The sequence below is a fragment of the Moritella sp. PE36 genome (assembly GCF_000170855.1).
Lineage (GTDB): Bacteria > Pseudomonadota > Gammaproteobacteria > Enterobacterales > Moritellaceae > Moritella.
This window is the reverse complement of the sequence record NZ_ABCQ01000001.1, coordinates 134,249-156,721: the sequence shown is the minus strand read 5'-3', so window position 1 is coordinate 156,721 and position 22,473 is coordinate 134,249. Positions and strand designations below refer to the sequence as shown.

The following is a 22,473-nucleotide window of genomic DNA, read 5'->3' as shown; positions in this document are numbered from 1 at the left end:
ACATGTCCTTATTAAATATTAGCTTTCCTTTGCTAATTGAGGCCTCGGTCTGAGTGAGGTCGAAGTTGCTATACCCAAGTTACTTCAAGATGCTATATCAGAGACGAGCAGGGATATCAGCACAAGGCGCAATATGTAGAGAATGGTTATTCCATTTTTAAATATTGTAACGCTGTGCTGTTATTTCTGCTCATCTCCCGTAGGGCAAGCCGACCGAAGGCATCTTCGGCGTTATGAAGTCTTGATTTAGAATAACTAAATCCTCGACTTCACGCCTTGAATATACTCTTCATTCGGTTTGCTGATTGTGCATCTTGAAGTAGCTTGGGTATATATGATCAATAAGGGGATTTATAAACCCAATTGATTGCAACTGTTAAATACTAAACTATTTTGCTGCTTTTGTTAATGACTGGGTATTTAAAAAAACACCCAGTCATGTCATGTTACTGACGGATTAAGCGAATATTATCTATTTTAGCATCACAATTGGTTCTAAATGGATTGATATCCAAGCCACCTCTGCGGGTGTAGCGTGCATATACAGTTAATTGCTCTGGTTTACAGAAGTGCATGATATCGGTGAAAATACGTTCTACGCACTGTTCGTGAAATTCATTATGCTGACGGAATGAGATTAAATAACGTAATAATGCTTCTGGGTCGATTTTATTACCTTGATAGGCAATATAAACACTGCCCCAATCGGGTTGATTAGTCACGAGACAATTCGATTTTAATAAATGGCTGTAAAGCACTTCATCAACGTTATCATTGTTGTCTGCTGCAGAGTTTAATAACTCGGCATTAAACTCATAATCCTCGACATCGATATCAAGGTGATCAATACAGCTACCTGTGATCTTGGTAATTTGGCTTGGCGCCTTATCTAAGTCATCAAACACCAGCACTTCAACGGGACCTTGCGCGCATGCTGCTAGGTCGCGTTGTAGGGTGTCAGTGACTTCATCTGTGGAACTAAAACGCGTTTGGTTGAAGCTATTTAAGTACAGTTTAAATGATTTTGATTCGATCAAGTTTACTGAGGTGGCACAAACTTTCACTTCAGCAACAGCAACAATAGGCTTACCTTTGCTATTTAACCAAGACAGCTCATATAAATTCCATAGATCACACCCGGTGAACGGCAGTTGATCGGATAGTGCCAGATCATCACGATTCAATTGTCTTGGTACTGGTTGTAACAAGCTTGGTTGATATTGAGAGATATACTCCGTTTTTTGCCCTAAATTTAACTTATCTAGTGCCGTTGAATCTTGGTAACGGTTTGCTGGTGTCATGGTTAATTCTCGTCGGTTGCAGATAATTCACTTATCAATAGCGAGATTGTAATAAATTTTACTGCGGAGTGATATGCTATAGCGGATTTAATCATTTTTATGGGGAATATAATGACTGTAGCTGTAACCGATGCGCTTATTGCTTTTTATGCACGCTGTGAACAACTCTGGCAAGCACAAGACTACTTACCACAACAAGAGTTTGATCCAGAGTGGGATTCACCGTGCTTTATTGAAGCGTCGAATAGTGCACAGTTACGTGCTGATCACAAAGCTTGGTTGCCAGTGAAACGTGATGAGATAACGTCATTTAGTAATATTGAGTCAGCGCTAAATATTGAGCTAGACCCGCAGATCGCTGATTTCTTTGGTGCTTATTTTAGTGATCACATGCCAGCTAGTTTTAATGATGAGATCATTGAATTGGTACAGGTGTGGAGTGCAGATGATTTTGACCGCTTACAAGAAAATATGATTGCGCATTTGATGATGAAAAAAACATTAAAGCAGCCGCCAACACTGTTCATTGCTAGCTGCGTCGATGAGATGCAGATTATTGCACTAGACAATGTCAGTGGCGAAGTGGTGCGTGAAACCTTAGGTAAAGGTATTACCGCGGTATTAGCCCCAGATTTGGCTAGCTTTATTAGTCAATTGACACCTGTGTTACTCGAGCCGTAAATAGCGGTTTACTGACAGTGAAATAGCGCAGGTATTAATTCGCGCTATTTTTTGTCAGTCTATTGCTGCTGTTATTGCTCACGTATCATTGTTATTACATGTGGCATATTACCAAGGTAAGTTGGATAATAGGCGGCAAGGGTCGCATTTAAAATCAAAGATACCGTGTAATGGTGTTGTTAGTTTCCATTCGCCATTACAACTTGGGCAAGGGCGTTGCTGCGCTTGTACTTCATTATCGTTCTCTATGCCATCCGCTAAATGATAAAGATAATAATACGTGGGTGTATTGGTTTGTTGTTCAATATCTTTCGCCAATTGCCAACCGGTATTATTTAACGGACTGTTTATATCCGTCAATACGTCGCTACATGCTTGTTGTAGCGTCGTACCGTGCATTTGTAATTCATCAGTCGAGCTCCAATCCACTTGCCAGCGTAACAGCGCTTGATGATCGTCTGTTTCCGGTGTTGGTAATTTGTAAAGTGGGATCGGCGCAAGATGTTCACCGCAACGCAAAGGTGAACAAGTGCTTAGGTAATGGGTGTACAGCACTTGCCATTCTGGCTGCTGACAAGGGTCGGTATTATCTGAATGTAAATCCATGCCTGTCAGGCGGATTTTAGGCGCGAGTAAACCGGCCTCACTCAAGGCCTGTAAGCGTTTTTCTACAAGACTTGAATGATGCCTTGGATGTAGACTTTCTTCTTCAGGACAAACAACACGGGTAATAAAGACGCCGTCATCGATACTGGTTGGGAATTCACGACCCAATATTTGGCCGTTGTAACGTAAGGCATCAATAAGTTGGGTTATGGCGCCATCAACAGCTTCAATGGTGCTGTCTTGGTAACATTCAAAAGTCAGTTCTGCAGTAAACAAGGTATTCTCTCTGTCCAGTTATTGTGTTAATAATGCTTTTTTTAACGCCGCTATTTCAGCTCTTAGTTCAATGACTTCTTGGCGTAGTGGGGCGAACTCTTCTCGCACCGCGGCTATTTCTTTGGCAATCAGCGCGGACATTGGATCTGTCGTTTCTGTGGTGGTTGCTACCGGGGTATTGGCGGTCGGAATGCTGGCCATCGGATCAAATTTCCATGTTTTCAGTGTTTCAATAATATCGCGTAAGTTGGCTGGCTGTGTGAGTCGCGATTTTATCAGTGCAACAGAGGGTTGCTTCCCTTCTTGAGCCACTCGGTTTGCGGCATCAACAATATGTTGTAGGCTCATGGTATTCCTTCCTTAGTCTCTCGGTTGTGTATTTAGGTTATTGACGTGATGGCTTGGCGGATTATTAACGCAGCATGGCATCAAGGTGGTCAATGACTTCTGCCCAGTCGGCATCTTCGTAAATCGATTCTTTGAGGAACATCGCTTGCGAGTTGTTCCAAAAAGGGGCTTCAAATAGTAATACGCCTGCGTCGAGTTTATGCTGACTAATAAAGCGTTTCATGCTTAATTCATCATTATCTAACCCAAGTTGCGCAAATAACAGTTCTAAGGTTTGCGTGGCTAACAGCATCATCTGGCTCCAGTGTTTTTTTTCAGTATAGCCAGAGATGAGCAACAACGTTAGTTTATCACGGTTAATCTATTGCATAAGGCGGGACGATAAACTCTAAGACAGTTGGTCCGGCCATCACAAGGCAAGCTTGATAGGCATTTTCACCATTGCTACTAAACTCGAAGTTAAATTTATAACGAAATAAACTGCCTTTGTGCGGATGCCAAGCGATACCCGCTTGGGCCGTTGATAACCATTGTAGTTGTTGCTGTTGGCAATATTGCTTGATTAGCGCATTGGCTAATTCTGCTTGTTTACGCAGGTGTGAAAAGATCACAACCCCGATAAATCCAACGACGATGGCTAACAAACTTCCCATATTTTAATCACTCCGTGATAGCGGTTTATTATTATGCTTTAATGCGTTGTTGACGAAACAGCAGGCCAATTGCGCTGCCAAGGGTATTGGTGCGGTTTGGATTACGCAACATGGCTAACACTTTATGACGTAGACTTGGTATTGCCACTAAGTCGGAGAACAGATAAATAAACAGTTCTTGACCTTGCTGTTGTTGTACCGCCGCTTCAAAGAATGCCAATAGTCGTGCTTCGTCATCAAAGTCATGCCAGCAGCGACCAGCTAATGCGACAATCGTTTGGCTAATATCGTTATGTTTAAACAACGCAGGGTAAAGGTCTGTGCGTAGTCCCTGTGCAGGTGCGCTTGATAATGCACGGATTAGCATAGATAGGCGTACATCATTTGGTGTCGCTAATGCGGCTTCTTGACTAATTAATGTTGCTATTGCTTCACTTATGGCGGTTGGCAGGGCTTCGTGCTCAAGTGCCAGGCAAAGTGAATATAATGGCTCTGTTGGTAATTTTGGTAATGCCGCGGCGACGTGCTGCGCATTATTATCACGATCTAAGCGCGCAGCGATATCGCAAATACCTTGTACACCCACTTCTTGCCACTGCTCAAAGCCAAGCTTATTGGCAAAGTAGTTATGCGCCGTTGGATAGTATTTACTTTCTGGGCGAATGAAATCACGGTTGATAACGGCATTTAACATCGCCACTTTATCTGTGCTTGGTTTAAATACATACGGGTTTGTTGCGAGTTGTTCTTGCTGTTCTTCACTTGGGGTCTTTTCTAACATTAGACCAAGCGATTCAACTACCATGTTAAGGAAGACATGACGCGTCCCTTGGATCAGTAGGCCTTGCTCATCTAATGGGAACTTAAGAAACCAAAGATAGTGTTGGTTATTCTCATTTTTATTCCAGAAGGTGATCGCAAATTGAGCATGGCGTTGCAACGGTGCCGGGTAAGGTAGTTGAGCGGATTCAAACTGCATAAAGTCGTCGGTTGAAATTTTGCTGATCTTACGACCCATGTCATACACGCGAAATTGTGTCTTTGCTTGTAACAGAAATTCCGATAGCGTGTTGAGGGTATGCATAGTTGCCATGATCTAATGTGTCCAAGTTAAAAGTGGTGTCGAATGGAGCCTAAGTATCTGCGTATTATACCCAAACCCTATCAAGATGCGAATTGAGATTACGATGCGCTTTTGTATCTGACCGTTGCTGACGTATAATGCGGCTAAATTTGTTTGGTCGCGGTACGGATTTGGTGTCGCGAACCCTAAATCGAGACACTATGATGACGATCTATCTGCAGGCTCAACAGCTATTAGCGGCGATTGAAGTGGAATTAAAAAATGCCGCGTTGTGGAATGAGATCCCGCCAAGTGTAGAAGCGCTTGCGAGTACCACGCCATTTTGTATTGATACTATGCCTTTTACAAATTGGTTACAGTTTATCTTTTTAGCGAAGATGACACAGCGGGTGGTTATGCAAATGCCGTTACCTGAGAATATGGCGATACAGCCAATGGCGGAAGAAGCCTTTAAAGCAGTAACTGCGGATACGCGTGAGTTATTGGCCCTGATCTTATCGTTTGATCAGCTGTTAAATAAAAAAAACTAAATAAAAATAGTTAAATAAAGCGAATTAGGTAATAAAACACAATGTTAGATATTTTATATCAAGATGAATACTTGGTGGCGATTGATAAACCGGCTGGTTTGTTGGTGCATCGCAGTTGGTTAGACAGTCATGAAACGCAGTTTGCCATGCAGATGGTGCGAGATCAGATTGGTCAGCATGTTTATACTGTGCATCGTTTAGATAGACCCACATCAGGCGTGTTGTTATTTGCATTATCAAGCGAAGTAGCAAGACAGATGAGCGAGATATTTCAGGCGCATGCGTTAACCAAACGTTACCTTGCTGTGGTGCGTGGTTGGATCAATGAGGCGGGGACGTTAGATTACGCCCTAAAAGTAGAGCTGGATAAGATTGCCGATAAACAAGCAACGCAAGATAAAGAAGCGCAAGAAGCGGTAACGCATTATAAACCCTTACATCAGGTTGAAATCCCGTATCCGATAAGTAAAAATCACCCGACGAGTCGTTATTGTTTAATGGAGCTTGAGCCACAAACAGGTCGTAAGCATCAATTGCGTCGTCACATGAAGCATTTATTCCACCCTATCGTGGGCGATACTACCCATGGTGATGGTCGTCATAATGTGTTTTATCGTGAGCATTTTGAATTGCCACGTCTGTTACTTATTGCAAAATCATTATCTTTTATCCATCCGGTAACAGCGCAACCAGTGCATATCGAAGCCGCTGTTGGTGACGAAGTATTAGGGTTATTCGAGCAATTTGGCTGGCCAGCACAAGAAAGTGACTATCATCCGAAGACACCCGTAAAATAGCGCGTTTTTAGGCTGATAACGTACAGATAAACTTAGGTTACACTTTGTTACGTAAGTTTATCTGTAAAGCTGATATGATTACTGGTTGCATTTTATTTCATAAAACCTGCACTAATACGCCAATCCCTATCGTTTTACTGTGTTCTGGGCTAAATATCCGCTTTGTAGCGCATTTCCTAAAACAAAAACCAGCTATGCAATCACCTTGGTTGTTTATGTACTGACTCCGGCATTAAAAAGTTGCTCCAATTGTACCGTTTTGTACCATTGTGAGTGGCTATTCAAATCTAAACAGCCGATCCGCTAATTGTTATGAGTATTGTTTTGAGCAGGCTATAGTTAATCCAACAAAGGAAGCTAACCATGCATCCTTAACAAATTTCAACTGTATCAGGTTGCTGTTGCAGTACTATTTAGTTTGTCCACTATTAGGAGTGAGAGATGAGTAACGCATTTGCAAATCTACAGAAAGTAGGTAAGTCATTAATGTTACCCGTATCGGTGTTACCGGTTGCAGGTATTTTATTAGGTGTTGGTGCCGCTAAATTTAGTTGGATGCCTGATGTCTTATCTAGCATCATGGAACAAGCTGGTGGCTCTGTGTTCGGTCAAATGGCATTGCTATTTGCCATTGGTGTCGCACTTGGTTTTACTAAAAATGACGGTGTAGCGGGTCTGGCTGCGATTGTTGGTTATGGCATCATGACAGCAACGCTAGGTGTTATGGCTGGCGTGATGGGTGTTGATAACATCGATACTGGTGTTCTGGGTGGTATTCTAGTTGGTGCTTTGGCTGGTTGGGTGTTTAATCGCTTCTACCGTATTCAATTACCTGAATATCTAGGTTTCTTCGCCGGTAAACGTGCGGTGCCAATCATTACCGGTTTTGCTGCTATTGCACTTGGTCTGGTTCTTTCTGTTGTTTGGCCTCCAATCGGCGGCGCAATCTCTACATTCTCTGATTGGGCTGCTTACCAAAATCCAGCAATGGCATTTGGTATCTATGGCGTTGTTGAACGTGCCTTAATTCCATTTGGTTTACACCATATCTGGAATGTACCTTTCTTCTTCGAAGCGGGCGCATATTGTAAATCGGTTGATGGTTCTGCTATCGCAGCTGCGACTGAAACACTTTGTACTGCCGCCAATGGCGAGTGGTTTACGGGTGAGATCTCACGTTATGTAGCAGGCGACCCAACTGCCGGCAACATGGCTGGTGGTTATATGTTTAAGATGTTCGGTCTACCTGCTGCTGCAATCGCTATTGCGCACTCAGCTAAGCCTGAAAATCGCGCTAAAGTAATGGGCATCATGGCATCTGCTGCGCTGACTTCATTCTTAACCGGTATTACTGAACCAATCGAATTCGCATTCCTATTCGTTGCACCTGTACTGTATGTGATCCATGCTTTACTAGCGGGTTCTGCGTTTGTTGTAATGATCTTACTGGGCATTAAACACGGTACTACATTCTCACACGGTTTTATTGATTTCACTGTATTGTTCAGTCAGTCAACGAATGGCTGGTGGTTACCGGTTGTTGGTCTTGTTTATGCTGTTATTTACTACACTGTATTCCGCGTAGTGATTAAGATGTTAGATCTTAAAACACCAGGACGTGAAGATGAAAGTGAAGAAGTTGCTGCTGCGCCAGTATCAACGGATGCAATGGCGGCTGAATTAGTGGCTGCATTCGGTGGTAAAGACAACATCACTAACCTAGACGCATGTATTACTCGTTTACGTATCAGCGTTAACTCTATCGATGATGTTGACCAAGATAAACTGAAAGCGTTAGGTGCACGAGCTGTCGTTGTGGTTGGCTCTGGTATCCAAGCTATCTTCGGTACTAAGTCTGATAACCTACGTACTGATATGGAAGAGTATATCAATACGCTATAATCACTCACCTGATTGATTTAAGCCACTGCAGTTGCAGTGGCTTTTTTGTGCCTGGGATAAAGTAAACCGAGCGGGTTGTGATCAAATGGAGGCTAATGATGCGATTAACCATGCTATTCGACTCATGTTATGAGCCGAATAGATTAATTAGATATAATTAATTAAATAACGCGTGCTACGTCCACCTGCGCCAGTTTTGTTCAAGCAGCCAAGTTCGATTAAAGTATTTAAATGTCGAGTGGCTGTAGCTTTACTTACCTTGGCGACTTTTTGATATTGACTCGAGTTAATACCTTGGTCAAAGTCACCATCTAATAAGCGATTGATTACTTTTACTTGTTCTGCTGTTAGTTGAGTCTGATCAATGCGAAGCCAGTAATTGGTTTTCAATACCGTTTGTTCAATATCCTGCAATGTGGATAATAACGTGTGATTTAACGTATCAAAAAACCAGGTTAACCAAGCGGTAATATCTGTTTCACCTTTCTGAGTTTGTTCTAATATCTCGTAATAACCTTTACGTCTGGCCAAGATACTCACTGACATAGCATAAAAACGAATTGATTGGTTTTCCGCTTGCGCTAAGGCAAGGTCTGTCAGTAGACGTGTGATACGACCATTACCGTCATCGAGAGGATGCAATGTCACAAACCATAAGTGGGTGATGGCTGCGCGTATCAAAGGGTCTAATATGTTGTTTGTTTTTGATTGATTAAACCAAGTGATAAAGGCGGTTAACTCATTATCTAAAACATGCCTTGGTGGTGCTTCAAAGTGAACAGTAGGACGGTCTAATCGACCTGATACCACTTGCATAGGAGTATCACCGCGTAATACGCCACCTTGTACCGGATTGAATAGGGTATAACCTTCTGGAAATAATAATGTGTGCCAATTTAGGATGCGCTCAAGGGTAAGTTCGTCATCTAAATTAGTAATCGCGTCGAGCATGATCTCGGCAAGACCATCGGTCTTTTCTGATGTCGGATACGGTTTTTCTTCGCTGATGCCTAATTTATTCGCTAGCGATGAACGTATTGAAAAGGCATTAAGCTTTTCATCTTCAATCGCACTAGAGTAGACGATATTAGCGAGCAGAGTATCGAGCGCAACTTGTTGTTCATTGTTATTCTGAGCTTTAACTTTGCCAAGTAATAAACCTTGGTTAAAGTGTGCTTGGCGCAAAATTGGCGATATGTCAGCTTCACTCCAGGTAAAGTTAGGCCATTCACCTTGTTCCCATATCCACATAGTCACCTCACACTGAGTCAATTAATCAAGCTATTCGACTCACATTATGAGCCGAATAGGGGATTATTCAACTCATTTTATGAGCCTAATAGGAAATTGTTGGACTCATAAAATACATCAGCGTGATTTTCAGGGACAAAAAAGCCCAGCATTACTGGGCTAGCTATTTATATAAAGCGGATAGTTATTTACACAAAACTAATCGCTATTATATAAAAGTAAACTAGTTGTTTGAGTGTAGTTCTGCGTTTAGTTCAACCGCTGATTTATTGGTTAAACATTCAATCGTGCCTGAGATTGAATTACGACGGAATAACAAGTCATCTTTACCCGCTAAATCACGTGCTTTAACAATTTCAACCGCTTGATTACTCGCATCTAATATTTGTACTTTAGACCCTGCAGTAATGTATAGACCAGACTCGATAGTACAACGGTTACCCAGTGGAATACCTAAACCAGCGTTGGCGCCAAGTAAGCAGTTTTCACCCATAGAAATAACTAATTGGCCACCGCCACTTAATGTACCCATGATAGAAGCGCCGCCACCGATGTCAGAACCGTTACCAACCATAACACCGGCAGAGATACGGCCTTCAACCATGCTCACACCTTCTGTACCAGCATTAAAGTTAACAAAGCCTTCATGCATGATCGTTGTGCCTTCACCAACGTGAGCGCCTAAACGTACACGTGCAGTGTGTGCGATACGTACACCTGTTGGTACCACGTAATCCGTCATTTTAGGGAACTTATCAACACTGCTTACTGTTAATACTTCACCGGCAAGACGTGCTGCAATTTGACGCTCAGCAAGCTCGGGTAAATCAATCGGACCTTGGTTAGTCCATGCGATGTTATGTAATAGACCAAAGATACCGTCAAGTACAGTGCAGTGCGGCTTAACTAGGCGGTGTGAAATCAGTTGTAGCTTTAGATAACCTTCTGCAACAGATGCTGGTTTTTCGTCAGTTGCAAGCACAACAAGCACTAGCGGTTGCTTACTGTTTGCTGCTGCCGTTGCAAATTTAGCATTAGCTGCATCATCATTTGCGGTGAATGCTGTTGCAAGTTGCGCTGCTTGTGCAGGCGTTACTTCAATAACTTTATTCTGGCCTTGATAATTAACGACTTCGCTAATATCGGCAACCAGTTTATCACTTGGGTTTAGCAGCGGATTCGGGAAAAAAGCTTCGATAATTTTACCTGCAGTGTTTTTAGTAGCACTACCGAAAGCGAGTGAGAAAGTGGCCATAGCTGAAAAATCTCCATTTAGAATTAAGGGCGTGATATTCATACATCACGCCAGATTTTTATATATTACTGTTAGTTCTATCACATTTGTCTTTGTTGTTTCAAAGAAAATTGTCATTGTTATTTTCAGCGCAACTAATTATCTGCCAATTCGGTGATCAGATTATGGCGTAATTCTGCTTGCTGTTCTGGTGATAACGGTTGATTGTTATTACCCGAAATAATAAAGAAATCTTCTGCACGTTCACCAATCGTTGAAATTTTGGCATTATGCAGCACAATATTTTCTGAGCTCAAAATAGCACTGATCCGGGCCAGTAATCCTGGGGTATCTAAGGTGATGATCTCGACAAAGGTACGTTTTTTCTTGGTGGCTAAAAACGTCACTTGGGTTTTTACCGAGAACGGTTTAATTTGTCGTGGGATACGCTGTTTTCTTAATATCGGCGCTTCACCCGTCTTTAACACCGCCTCTAATGCTGCTTGCAATGCATAAACACGATCCGGGGCGAGGAAATCACCGGTTTGATCCAAGATCACGAAACTATCGAGTACATAACCATTACGGCTTGAGGTGATTTTCGCATCATGAATGTTTAAGTTTTTATTACCTAAGGTAGAGACGGCCGAAGCGAACAAATGCTTATTGTCTTTGGCATAGATAAACACTTCATTACCACCGCGGGTACTATTTTGACTGATTAGCACCAAAGGCAGTGTCGGGTCCTCATGATTGAGGATACCTGTGGTATGCCAACAGATCTGACTCGGATCATTACGCAAAAAGTATTCAGAACGGAATGTGCTCCACAATGCTTGGATCTGCTCGAGACTAAAGCGGCTGTTTTCTAAAAAGGCCAGCGCAGTATCTTTATTATTGCGGATCCTGAATTTAGCATCCAGCGGGTTTTCTAAACCGCGGCGTAAAGCTTGCTGAGTTAAGAAGTACAATTCACGTATCAGTGAACCTTTCCAATTATTCCATAAGCTATCATTAGTGGCACAAATATCCGCAACAGTGAGGCAGTAGAGGTAGTTTAAATGTTCTTGATCACCAATTGTACGGGCAAATTCGGTAATGATCTCGGGATCATGAATATCACGGCGTTGCGCGGTGACCGACATTAATAAATGGTATTTGACCAATCGGGAGACCATTTTTCGGTCAGCCTTGTTGATCCCGTGCTTCTTACAGAATGCACGTGCGTCTATGGCCCCGATTTCGGAGTGATTACCTTTTTGGCCTTTACCGATATCATGGAAAATAGCCGCGATGAGTAATAATTCTGGTTTTTCTAAACGCGGGTATATCTCACAGCATAATGGGTGAGTTACTTTGGTTTCGTCGCGTTTAAAGGAATCAATGATTTTGACTAAACGATGGGTGTGTTCATCAACAGTATAGTTGTGGAATAAATCAAACTGCATCTGCCCGAGAATGCGACTCCACTGCGGTATATAGGCGGCGATGACACCATACTTATGCATTAAGGTAAGTGCTAAACCACTCGCATGGGGGTGTTTAAGTAGCTGCATAAATTGTTCACGACATTCGGGAATATCTTCTAACCACATCGTTAGCTTGCGTCTTGCATCGCGTAATTCACGTATAGTACCGGCATAAATACCCGTGATATGTTCGTTATCGGCAATATGATAAAACAACTCAATAATGGCACTGGGACGCCTAGTAAATAGATCGGTGCTGGTGGTATCAATTAAGCTGCCGCGAAGCTGAAAGTCCGCGGTGATATTTCGCACATCCATCCCCACGTGTCCGAGGATCGCTTGGTTAAATAGCTGTAACAGCATTTCATTGAGTTCGGTGACTCGACGAATTGTTTGGTAGAACTGCTTCATCATGGTTTCAACAGCTTGATTGCCTTCACCGCTATAACCGAGTGCTTTTGCGACTGTTGTTTGTCTGTCGAAAAGCAGGCGGTTATCACAGCGTTTTAAACCAAGGTGCAGCGCAAAGCGCACTCGCCATAAGAAATTCTGGCAATCTTCCAGCTCGTGGTATTCACCTTTGGTTAAAAAACCATGATTGGTTAACTCTAAGAAACTGCTTGAGCCAAAATGGCGACGGGTGATCCACAAAATAGTTTGTAAATCGCGTAATCCACCAGGGCTGCTTTTAAGGTCGGGTTCTAAATTATATGATGAGCCTTTGAACTGGTGATGACGCGCGAGCTGCTCTTCATGTTTGGCTTGGAAAAAATCTTGGCTTGGCCAAAATGTCTCAGGATCAATAATATCTTGTAATTGTGCGTAAGTGTCTTCAGAACCCGTGATCAAGCGCGACTCTAAGAGGTTGGTCGCAATCGTGATATCCGCTAGCCCTTGCTCTAAGCATTCATCAATGGTGCGTACGCTATGTCCCACCTCTAAACGCAGATCCCATAACATGGTGATAAAGAGTGATATTGCTTGCTCTTGCTCTGGTGTTAAGACGGATGTAGTGGTGATGAGCAAGTCTATGTCTGACTTAGGATGCAATTCGCCACGACCATAACCACCAACCGCGACGAGTGCTAATGCCGGATGAGTCGAGAGGCTGAATTTTTGCCAAAGTCGATTGAGTAATTGATCCATGTATTCTGCACGGCAAGATACTAACGCAATAATATCATCACCATCAAAGAAGCGTTGTTCAAGCCAGGACTGAAATTCTTGCATGTGTGATTTACAATGACAAAGTGTTAACTCTTCATCTGAGAGTAATGCGGGAACATATTGAGTTGGATCCATGCGACGCCTTCCTGGAGTTCGATAGAAAAATGGGAACCGCAGGGTGCTGTTCCCATATTAACTTATGATAAAAAATAGCGTTTATTTACGACTAGTTTTTAAGGTTCGTGTGCTAGTTTTTCAAGATACGTGGGATTGTTTCTTCATCACGTAATGTCATAATTTCACAACCGTCTTTAGTGACAACGATGGTATGTTCCCATTGTGCTGAATTTTTATTGTCTTTGGTTAATACAGTCCAGTGATCATCGGCAACGTGGTTGTGTTTTTTACCCGCATTGATCATAGGTTCAATCGTGAAGCACATACCTTCTTTAAGCACTAGGTTCTGGTTGCTTTCGTTGAAGCGTGATTTGTAATGTAATACTTGTGGTTCTTCATGGAATTTTTCACCAATGCCGTGACCACAATACTCTTCTACGATGGAATACTTGCGTGTTGGGTTGGCTTTATTGTGAGACTTGATTTTTTTCTCAATGATCTCGCCAATGCGGCTTAAACGTGTACCCGGTTTTACTTGACGTAAACCTTCGTATAACGCTTCTTGTGAAATGCGGCATAATTGCTTATCACGTGGTGACACTTCTCCAATTAAAAACATCTTTGAGGTATCGCCATGTAGGCCATCTTTGATCACGGTAATATCCAAGTTAATAATGTCGCCATCGACTAATGGACGATCACTTGGTACACCATGGCAAACAACGCTGTTAATTGATGTGCAGATCGACTTTGGAAATGCAGTATCATCATTTTCATCGTAGCTTGGGTAAAATAACGGTGCTGATAATGCGTCGTTTGCTAAAGTGAATTCATGGCAACGATCATTTAACTCCTGAGTGGTCACCCCAGCAACTACAAACGGTTCTATCATTTCTAGTACTTGTGCAGCTAAACGGCCTGCAACGCGCATTTTTTCGATTTGATCTTCAGTTTTAATGATTACGCTCATTTTTCACTCTTCAATATAGGTGTTTTGTTTTATAGCTATGATTGTAACGCTAATGCGAGTGATAAGCATAAATTTTTTCTGTGATACTCGGGTGCTTATTCACGTTATTACTATTTATAGGTATTTAAGACAGAGACATAATTAATTTTATGACGAGAAATATTGCTATAACCCGCTAGAATGAAGAATGCGTGTTACGTTACATCTCGATTTTTGCGGTAAAAATAGCACCGCAAAATTTGTGCTATTTATCTAAATATGGTATAAAGCGCGCAATGAATTTAGTAAATGTCAGTAACTGGTTATTTACTAAATCTCATACACATAAATTTATATAAATCACACACACATCGTCACATTTGTCGGGGTGCTTTTATTTTGTTTGTTAATCGCTTGCTTTTGCTCGCTTTTAGTTAGAAATAAAGGTCGAAAAAATGGGATGTGTGGAGGCCTAACCCCATACAAATTTAAGGAATTTAAAATGTCTACAGTATCAATGCGCGATATGCTACAAGCCGGTGTTCATTTCGGTCACCAAACTCGTTACTGGAACCCTAAGATGAAGCAATACATCTTCGGCGCTCGTAGTAAAGTACATATCATCAACCTAGAGCAAACTGTTCCTCTATTCAACGACGCTCTTGCTTTTATCAAGAACGTTGCTGACAAAAAAGGTAAAGTTCTTTTCGTTGGTACTAAAAAAGCTGCTGGTGAAACAATCAAAGAAGCTGCACTTTCATGTGACCAGTTCTACGTTGATCACCGCTGGTTAGGCGGAATGTTGACTAACTGGAAAACAGTTCGTCAATCAATCAAACGTCTTACTACTCTAGAAGCACAAGCACAAGACGGTACATTCGAGCAACTTACTAAGAAAGAAGCTCTAATGAACACTCGTGAAATGATCAAACTAGAGAAAAGCCTTGGTGGTATTAAAACTATGGGCGGTTTACCTGATGTTCTTTTCGTAATCGATGCTGACCATGAGCACATCGCTATTAAAGAAGCTAACAACCTAGGTATCCCAGTAGTAGCTATCGTTGATACTAACTCAAACCCAGACAACATTGATTTCGTTGTACCTGGTAACGATGATGCGATCCGTGCTATCAAACTTTACGCTGGTGCAGTAGCTGCATGCGTAAATGAAGGCCGTAATCAAGACATCGCTGCACAAGCTGAAAGCGACTTCATCGAAGAAGCTAAATAATAGCTTTTCGATTTAATCGATGCTCTTATTAACTAAGTGCACTATTTAGTTAACAGGAGCCGTATGGCTCCTGTTTTTTTTTGTATAAGAAATTGAGGAAATTACCCATGGCAATTACTGCTGCAATGGTTAAAGAACTGCGCGAACGTACAGCTGCAGGTATGATGGATTGTAAGAAAGCTTTAGTTGAAGCTGAAGGCGATATGGAACTTGCAATCGAAAACATGCGTAAATCAGGCGCTGTAAAAGCGGCTAAAAAAGCAGGCCGTATTGCTGCTGAAGGCGTTGTAAAAACTAAAATTGCTAACGGCGTTGCTGTTCTAGTTGAAATCAACTCAGAAACAGATTTCGTAGCAAAAGATGCAAGCTTCCTAGCATTTGCTAACCAAGTTGTTGACGTTGCTCACGCGGGTGAATTTAACACTGCTGAAGCACTACTAGCTGCTAAATATGACGCTGAATTAACAGTTGAAGAAGCGCGTGCTAACCTAATTTCTAAAATTGGCGAGAACATCAATGTTCGTCGTTCAGTTATAGTTAAAGGTGATAACATGGCTTCTTACATACATGGCGGCACTATCGGTGTTGTTACTGTACTTAAAGGTGGCGATGAAGCATTAGCTAAGAAAATTGCTATGCACGTAGCAGCAGCTAAGCCTGAATTCGTTACACCTGAAGATGTACCTGCATCTGTAGTTGAAAAAGAACGCGCTATTCAAGTTGAAATCGCGATCAACAGTGGTAAACCTCAAGAAATCGCTGAAAAAATGGTTGTTGGCCGTATGAAGAAATTCACTGGTGAAGTTAGCCTTACTGGTCAAGCTTTCATCATGGAGCCGTCAAAAACTGTTGGTCAACTTCTTAAAGAAGAAGGCGCAGAAGTTGTAACATTTATCCGCATCGAAGTGGGTGAAGGTATCGAGAAAGCGGAAGATGATTTCGCCGCTGAAGTTGCAGCTACAGTAGCAGCAGCGAAAAAAGCATAATTTAATTATTGCTGAAGATTTAATACAGACCGCGGCTCAGGCTGCGGTTTTTCCACAATTAGGATAAAGAGATCATTATGACTACCAACCCGAAACCTGCATATCGTCGTATTTTATTAAAGCTTAGCGGTGAAGCGCTGATGGGAGACGAGAATTTTGGTATTGATCCTAAAGTGCTGGATCGCATGGCACAAGAAATCAAAGAAATTGTTGAGTTAGGTGTTCAAGTTGGTTTGGTTATTGGTGGCGGAAACCTATTCCGTGGTGCAGGTCTGGCTGAAGCGGGGATGAACCGTGTAGTGGGCGATCACATGGGCATGTTAGCAACTGTGATGAATGGCTTAGCAATGCGTGATGCACTTCACCGTGCTTATGTGAATGCTCGTTTAATGTCTGCAATTGAATTACGTGGCGTATGTGACAGCTATAACTGGGCTGAAGCAATTAGCTTGTTAAAAACGGGCCGAGTAGTAATTTTCGCTGCGGGTACGGGTAACCCATTCTGTACAACGGATTCTGCTGCGTGTTTACGTGGTATCGAAATTGAAGCTGACATTGTATTGAAAGCAACAAAAGTTGACGGTGTATACTCTGAAGATCCAGTGAAAAACCCTGATGCTGAATTTTATCCTACTCTTGATTATCGTGAAGTTGTAGAAAAAGAACTTAAAATCATGGATTTATCTGCATTTACTATGGCGCGAGACCATAATTTACCGATGCGTGTATTTAACATGACTAAACCAGGTGCTTTACGTCGTGTTATTATGGGTGAAGCTGAAGGCACATTGATTTCAAATCAAGCAAAGAAATAAAACTGGATCTCAAATTCAGTAAATAAATACACTAGTTTAAAGTTTAGGGGGATTATAACAAGACCTCTAAATTGAATTGATTTACACTAAATAAGTAAATTCTCATCGATAAAGCAATGCTGACCATTGCTCGACAAATTTAAGGAAGACGTTGTGATCAACGAAATTAAAGATGACGCTCAGGCCCGTATGGGCAAAAGTATCGACGCATTGAAAAGTCAACTATCTAAAGTTCGAACTGGCCGTGCACACCCAAGTATCCTAAACGGTATTACCGTTTCTTACTACGGTACTAATACACCACTTAACCAAGTTGGTAACGTTGGTACTGAAGATTCACGTACATTAAGCATTACTGTATTTGATGCAACAATGGTTAAAGCCGTAGAAAAAGCAATCATGATGTCTGATTTGGGTCTTAACCCACAGTCTGCTGGTACTAATATTCGTATTCCATTACCTGCACTTACTGAAGAACGTCGTAAGAGCTTAATTAAAGTTGTGCGTGCTGATGCTGAACAAGGCCGTGTTGCGATCCGTAACATCCGTCGTGATGCCAACGGTGATATCAAAGCACTACTAAAAGAAAAAGAAATCGGTGAAGATGATGATCGCCGTGCACAAGATGAGATCCAAAAAATGACTGATACCTGTATCAAGCAAATTGATACTATATTATCAGACAAAGAAAAAGACCTAATGGAAGTGTAATTTACCTTACGCTTTTTAAGACGCCGTGTTTCGATACGGCGTTTTAATTTTTAATGGATAATGATCGTAATGGTAAACTCAACTGAACTCGAAACCTTAGTGAATGACTCTAAACCTAAGCACGTTGCTATCATCATGGATGGCAATGGTCGTTGGGCGCAGCAGCGTGGCAAAATGCGTGTTAAGGGCCACCATGAAGGTGTTAAGTCTGTTCGTCAAGTTGTGAGTAGTGCATTAGCTATCGGGATTGAGTCGTTAACGTTATTTGCGTTTAGTAGCGAAAACTGGCGTCGCCCGGAAGCGGAAGTTAGTATGTTAATGAAATTATTCATGACAGTGTTAACGCGAGAAGTTAAAAAACTTCATAAGAATCAAATTCGCCTAAAAATTATTGGTGATATTTCTGCATTTAGTCCTGCCATTCAAACCAAGATTGCTGAAGCTGAAGCATTAACGTGTAATAACACCAAACTAACGCTCAATATCGCGGCCAACTATGGCGGTCAATCTGATATAGCAAATGCCGCTAAACAGATTGCTATCGCGGTTAAAACCGGTGAAATAAGCTTAGATCAAATTGATGATAAAATGTTGGGGCAACATATTGCTATGGCAGAACAGCCAGCCGTCGATTTGATGATCCGTACTGGTGGCGATCACCGAATTAGTAACTTTTTGCTGTGGCAGTTAGCTTATGCGGAATTATATTTCACTGACACCCTATGGCCAGATTTCGACAATATTGCCTTTGAAGATGCTATTTTTAATTTTGTAAATCGAGAACGTCGTTTTGGCGGCACTGGCGAACAGGTCAGAGCTATTTTAATAAAGCAGCAATAAATACATATAAATAAACGCTTAGATAAATTCTGGGCGTTTTTTAATAGGAGCACAACTTTTGCTTAAGCAACGAATTACCACCGCATTAATTTTAGCGCCATTAGCGCTTGCCGCTATCTTTCTGTTACCTTTACAGTGGTTCGCGCTTGCAATCGCGGGTGTGTTTATCTTAGCCACCAAAGAGTGGGCGGTATTGGTCGATAAGAATAACAGTAAATTACCGAATGCGCTCATCGTTGGCTACTCACTTATTTTGGGTGCAACATTATTAGTTATCCCACCCGATGTGCGTAATATCTGGCACGTCAGTAACGGCGAAATAGTATTGGTACCGTTAGTCAGTGGTATTTTAGTCGTTGGTGCGGTGTGGTGGTTAATTTGTGCTGCGTTAGTGGCAACATATCCAAACAGTGCCAAAGTATGGACTAAAAATACCTTGGTGAAAGTTGTTCTTGGTCTGGTGACCTTGGTGCCGTTTTTTTGGGCAATGCTAGCACTACGTTCTTATGATTATGCCCACGACCAGCTGTCGGGTGCATGGTTAGTAATGCTAGTGATGTTCTTAGTATGGGGCGCTGATTCGGGTGCTTACTTTATCGGTAAAAAATTCGGCAAGAACAAACTGGCGCCAAAGGTGAGCCCAGGTAAAACTCGCGAAGGCTTTTTTGGTGGTATTGTGGTATCAATGATTATTGCGCTAATTGCTGCAGTTGTGATGGCCGTTTTACCTTCAGGGGAACTTGATAGCAGTAAGCTTGTCATAATCCTGTTCACGTGTTTTGTCACGTCAATTTCATCAACATTAGGTGATCTTAACGAGAGTATGTTCAAACGTGAAGCGGGTGTAAAAGACAGTGGTACCCTATTACCTGGTCACGGTGGTATTCTTGACCGCATTGATAGCTTAACGGCTGCATTACCGGTATTTGCTGTTATTTACTTAGTATTTTTTTAAAGGAGCGTTATTGTGATTGGATTAACGATACTGGGTGCAACCGGCTCAATTGGTAAAAGTACCCTTGCAGTTATTCGTCAAAATCCTGAGCGCTTTCGGATCCAGGCTTTAACCGCTAATAGCAATGTTACTGAGATGCTGGCCCAATGTTTAGAATTTAAGCCTTGCTATGCAGTGATGCTCAATGACGTTGCGGCAGCTGCGTTAGCGCAACAACTAAAATCACTTAACTGTTCTACTGAAGTGCTGTCTGGCATGGACGCGTTATGTCAGGTTGCGGCTCTTGATGATACGGACATGGTGATGGCTGCTATTGTTGGTGCCGCTGGGCTTATGCCAACCTTAGCCGCTGTTCGTGCTGGGAAGCGTATTCTGCTTGCCAATAAAGAAGCGTTAGTGATGTCTGGCGCGTTATTTATGGAAGAAGTAAAAGCCAGTGGTGCTGAACTATTACCGATCGATAGCGAACACAATGCTATTTTCCAAGCTATGCCGCTGGCGGTACAAACTAACCTTGGTTTTTGTGATTTGGTTGCTGAGGGCGTCAGTAAGATCTTATTAACCGGTTCTGGTGGACCATTCCGTTATAGCAAAATTGCTGATTTAGCTGCGGTTACACCTGCACAAGCTTGTGCACATCCTAACTGGTCTATGGGTCAGAAGATCTCCGTTGACTCCGCCACCATGATGAATAAAGGTTTAGAATATATTGAAGCTAAGTGGTTATTTAATGCTGACGAAGCGCAGATCCAAGTTGTTATTCATCCTCAGTCTGTTATCCACTCTATGGTGCAATATACTGATGGTTCGGTAGTCGCACAAATGGGTGAACCAAATATGTGCACCCCAATTGCCCATGCTATGGCTTATCCGCAGCGTATTCCTTCCGGCGTTAAACCTCTCGATTTTTTCGAAATGGGTGAGTTGACCTTCTTGAAACCTGATTATGCGCGTTACCCTTGTTTGAAATTAGCAATTGATGCTTGTCATCAAGGTCAAGCGGCCACGACAACATTAAATGCAGCAAATGAAATGGCGGTAGACGCTTTTTTAACTGGGCAGATTGGTTTCACCGATATTGCCCGTGTAAACGGTACCGTCTTAGATGGGATGACTGTTTCTGAACCTGATAATATTGATGCATTGGTTGATATCGATGCAATGGCGCGAATCAACGTACAACAAACAATAAACAGAGTAGCAAAATGATATCGTCTTTATGGAATTTAGGTGCATTTATTGTTGCACTGGGCATTTTAGTTGCTATACACGAATTTGGTCACTTTTGGGTAGCGCGTCGCTGTGGCGTTAAAGTATTACGCTTCTCGATTGGTTTTGGTAAAACGATATGGATGCGCACGGGTAAAGATGGCACCGAATATGTGATAGCAATGATCCCGCTTGGTGGCTTTGTTAAGATGCTCGATTCGCGCGTTGATGACGTACCTGAAGAATTAAAATCACAATCATTTAATGGTAAACCTGTGCTCGCGAGGATCGCTATTGTTGCCGCAGGGCCTTTAGCAAACTTCGCGTTAGCGATTGTGGCGTTTTGGTTTATGTTCATGATCGGCGTGCCGAGTGTAAAACCGGTTATTGGTGAGGTTGCTCCGCATTCTGTTATGGCAGAGGCGGGTGTGACCAACAAAGCGATTATCACCGCGATTGATGGACAAGCAGTTCAAGATTGGAATGATGTTAGCCTTAAATTAATCGAACACATGGGCGAGCCTTCGATGGCGATGCAGTTATATCTTGAGGACACTAACTATACCGTGTCTCGACAAGTTGATTTACGTGAATGGCAATTTGATCCTGAACGTGAATCACCGATTAGTAGTATGGGGCTAACGCCTTATCGACCAGCCGTGAGTCTAGAACTGGCTGAAGTCATTAAGGGCAGTGCAGGCGAGAAAGCTGGTCTATTGGCTGGTGATAAAATTATTGTTGTTGAGCAGCAGCCTATTGATGATTGGTCTGTATTAGTTGCCATAATCCAGCAAAGCCCAGATCAAGTCTTGGCGGTCACCGTTCTTCGCAACGGTCAACAGTTAGCATTAAATGTGATACCGACAGGCAAAGCTGGCCCAGATGGCGAATTAAAAGGTTATTTAGGTGTTGCGCCTGTTGTTGCCAGTTACCCTGAAGATTATCTTGTTGATATTCAATATGGTATTCTAGATTCGGTACAACAGTCTGTTGCGCGAACTTGGCAGCTTACAGCGCTGACATTTAAGATGATTGGCCGTTTAGTGACTGGCGACATTTCGCTGAATAACTTAAGTGGACCGATTTCTATTGCCAAAAGTGCTGGCGCCAGTGCTGATTATGGCTTGGTTTATTTCTTAGGTTTCCTTGCCTTGATTAGTATTAATTTAGGCTTAATGAATTTAATGCCACTGCCTGTACTGGATGGTGGCCATCTAGTGTATTACACATTTGAATTGATCACCGGTCGACCTGTATCTGAAAAGATCCAAGAAGTCGGATTTAAAATTGGTTCAGTCATGATTATGCTATTAACGGGAATTGCCTTATTTAATGACTTTGCTCGTTTATAAGTCATTGAA

At 42.2% G+C, this 22,473-nt stretch carries 22 protein-coding genes; 12 read left to right on the top strand and 10 right to left on the bottom strand.

What is annotated here, in order from left to right; translation table 11 throughout:
* Positions 1–446: 446 nt before the first annotated feature.
* A complete protein-coding gene (gene queF / locus PE36_RS00665; RefSeq protein WP_006030006.1) occupies positions 447–1,301 on the bottom strand; it encodes an NADPH-dependent 7-cyano-7-deazaguanine reductase QueF in 855 nt (284 codons plus the stop codon).
* A gap of 111 nt (positions 1,302–1,412) precedes the next feature.
* Here queF and syd point away from each other — a divergent pair, with 111 nt between their 5' ends.
* Positions 1,413–1,982 (top strand): SecY-interacting protein, encoded by a 570-nt coding sequence (gene syd / locus PE36_RS00660; RefSeq protein ID WP_006030005.1) that lies wholly within the window; start codon positions 1,413–1,415, stop codon positions 1,980–1,982.
* Between the two features lie 108 nt (positions 1,983–2,090).
* Here syd and PE36_RS00655 read toward each other — a convergent pair whose 3' ends face one another.
* The 5 genes from PE36_RS00655 to PE36_RS00635 form a co-directional block, all read right to left on the bottom strand.
* Complete coding sequence (locus tag PE36_RS00655) at positions 2,091–2,864, bottom strand: Zn-ribbon-containing protein (RefSeq protein ID WP_006030004.1); 774 nt, start codon at positions 2,862–2,864, stop codon at positions 2,091–2,093.
* Between the two features lie 18 nt (positions 2,865–2,882).
* Positions 2,883–3,212, bottom strand: coding sequence for a hypothetical protein (locus tag PE36_RS00650; protein ID WP_006030003.1), 330 nt, complete (start codon positions 3,210–3,212; stop codon positions 2,883–2,885).
* A gap of 64 nt (positions 3,213–3,276) precedes the next feature.
* Positions 3,277–3,507 carry a DUF2789 domain-containing protein gene (locus tag PE36_RS00645; RefSeq protein WP_006030002.1) on the bottom strand — a complete coding sequence of 77 codons (231 nt, stop codon included), beginning with the start codon at positions 3,505–3,507 and terminating at the stop codon, positions 3,277–3,279.
* A 61-nt stretch (positions 3,508–3,568) separates the two neighbouring features.
* The gene (locus PE36_RS00640; protein WP_006030001.1) at positions 3,569–3,865 is read right to left on the bottom strand and encodes a DUF3301 domain-containing protein; all 297 of its coding nucleotides are present in this window, start codon (positions 3,863–3,865) and stop codon (positions 3,569–3,571) included.
* A gap of 31 nt (positions 3,866–3,896) precedes the next feature.
* A complete protein-coding gene (locus PE36_RS00635) occupies positions 3,897–4,958 on the bottom strand; it encodes a DUF3549 family protein (RefSeq protein WP_006030000.1) in 1,062 nt (353 codons plus the stop codon).
* Positions 4,959–5,149: 191 nt separating this feature from the next.
* Between PE36_RS00635 and PE36_RS00630 the strand changes: the two genes are divergently transcribed.
* From PE36_RS00630 to ptsG, 3 genes are all read left to right on the top strand, one after another.
* Positions 5,150–5,479, top strand: a complete 330-nt coding sequence (locus tag PE36_RS00630; RefSeq protein ID WP_006029999.1) for a YqcC family protein — start codon at positions 5,150–5,152, stop codon at positions 5,477–5,479.
* A 41-nt stretch (positions 5,480–5,520) separates the two neighbouring features.
* Positions 5,521–6,276 (top strand): tRNA pseudouridine(65) synthase TruC, encoded by a 756-nt coding sequence (truC, locus tag PE36_RS00625; protein ID WP_006029998.1) that lies wholly within the window; start codon positions 5,521–5,523, stop codon positions 6,274–6,276.
* Positions 6,277–6,717: 441 nt separating this feature from the next.
* Positions 6,718–8,178 (top strand): PTS glucose transporter subunit IIBC, encoded by a 1,461-nt coding sequence (ptsG, locus tag PE36_RS00620; protein ID WP_006029997.1) that lies wholly within the window; start codon positions 6,718–6,720, stop codon positions 8,176–8,178.
* A gap of 147 nt (positions 8,179–8,325) precedes the next feature.
* On the opposite strand, the gene PE36_RS00615 is transcribed toward ptsG, so the two are convergent.
* From PE36_RS00615 to map, 4 genes are all read right to left on the bottom strand, one after another.
* Positions 8,326–9,429: a Fic family protein gene (locus PE36_RS00615; RefSeq protein ID WP_006029996.1), complete on the bottom strand. Its 1,104-nt coding sequence runs from the start codon at positions 9,427–9,429 to the stop codon at positions 8,326–8,328.
* Positions 9,430–9,652: 223 nt separating this feature from the next.
* The gene (gene dapD, locus PE36_RS00610; RefSeq protein ID WP_006029995.1) at positions 9,653–10,684 is read right to left on the bottom strand and encodes a 2,3,4,5-tetrahydropyridine-2,6-dicarboxylate N-succinyltransferase; all 1,032 of its coding nucleotides are present in this window, start codon (positions 10,682–10,684) and stop codon (positions 9,653–9,655) included.
* 134 nt (positions 10,685–10,818) lie between these two features.
* Positions 10,819–13,434 carry a bifunctional uridylyltransferase/uridylyl-removing protein GlnD gene (gene glnD, locus PE36_RS00605; RefSeq protein WP_006029994.1) on the bottom strand — a complete coding sequence of 872 codons (2,616 nt, stop codon included), beginning with the start codon at positions 13,432–13,434 and terminating at the stop codon, positions 10,819–10,821.
* 112 nt (positions 13,435–13,546) lie between these two features.
* The gene (gene map / locus PE36_RS00600; protein WP_006029993.1) at positions 13,547–14,386 is read right to left on the bottom strand and encodes a type I methionyl aminopeptidase; all 840 of its coding nucleotides are present in this window, start codon (positions 14,384–14,386) and stop codon (positions 13,547–13,549) included.
* A gap of 481 nt (positions 14,387–14,867) precedes the next feature.
* On the opposite strand from map, the gene rpsB reads away from it, so the two are divergent.
* The 8 genes from rpsB to rseP all read left to right on the top strand — a co-directional run bounded on the left by rpsB (position 14,868) and on the right by rseP (position 22,464).
* The gene (gene rpsB / locus PE36_RS00595; protein WP_006029992.1) at positions 14,868–15,596 is read left to right on the top strand and encodes a 30S ribosomal protein S2; all 729 of its coding nucleotides are present in this window, start codon (positions 14,868–14,870) and stop codon (positions 15,594–15,596) included.
* A gap of 107 nt (positions 15,597–15,703) precedes the next feature.
* Positions 15,704–16,582 carry a translation elongation factor Ts gene (gene tsf / locus PE36_RS00590; protein WP_006029991.1) on the top strand — a complete coding sequence of 293 codons (879 nt, stop codon included), beginning with the start codon at positions 15,704–15,706 and terminating at the stop codon, positions 16,580–16,582.
* 77 nt (positions 16,583–16,659) lie between these two features.
* On the top strand, positions 16,660–17,397 hold the full coding sequence (gene pyrH / locus PE36_RS00585) for a UMP kinase (protein ID WP_006029990.1): 738 nt from the start codon (positions 16,660–16,662) through the stop codon (positions 17,395–17,397).
* Positions 17,398–17,550: 153 nt separating this feature from the next.
* Positions 17,551–18,108, top strand: coding sequence for a ribosome recycling factor (gene frr, locus PE36_RS00580; RefSeq protein WP_006029989.1), 558 nt, complete (start codon positions 17,551–17,553; stop codon positions 18,106–18,108).
* Positions 18,109–18,177: 69 nt separating this feature from the next.
* Complete coding sequence (gene uppS / locus PE36_RS00575) at positions 18,178–18,948, top strand: polyprenyl diphosphate synthase (protein WP_043993547.1); 771 nt, start codon at positions 18,178–18,180, stop codon at positions 18,946–18,948.
* A 58-nt stretch (positions 18,949–19,006) separates the two neighbouring features.
* Positions 19,007–19,903, top strand: a complete 897-nt coding sequence (locus PE36_RS00570) for a CDP-archaeol synthase (RefSeq protein ID WP_006029987.1) — start codon at positions 19,007–19,009, stop codon at positions 19,901–19,903.
* A gap of 12 nt (positions 19,904–19,915) precedes the next feature.
* Positions 19,916–21,112 (top strand): 1-deoxy-D-xylulose-5-phosphate reductoisomerase, encoded by a 1,197-nt coding sequence (gene ispC, locus PE36_RS00565; protein WP_006029986.1) that lies wholly within the window; start codon positions 19,916–19,918, stop codon positions 21,110–21,112.
* Entirely contained in the window at positions 21,109–22,464 is a 1,356-nt protein-coding gene (gene rseP, locus PE36_RS00560) for a sigma E protease regulator RseP (protein WP_006029985.1), read from the top strand. The genes ispC and rseP overlap by 4 nt, the downstream gene beginning before the upstream one ends.
* Positions 22,465–22,473: the final 9 nt, after the last annotated feature.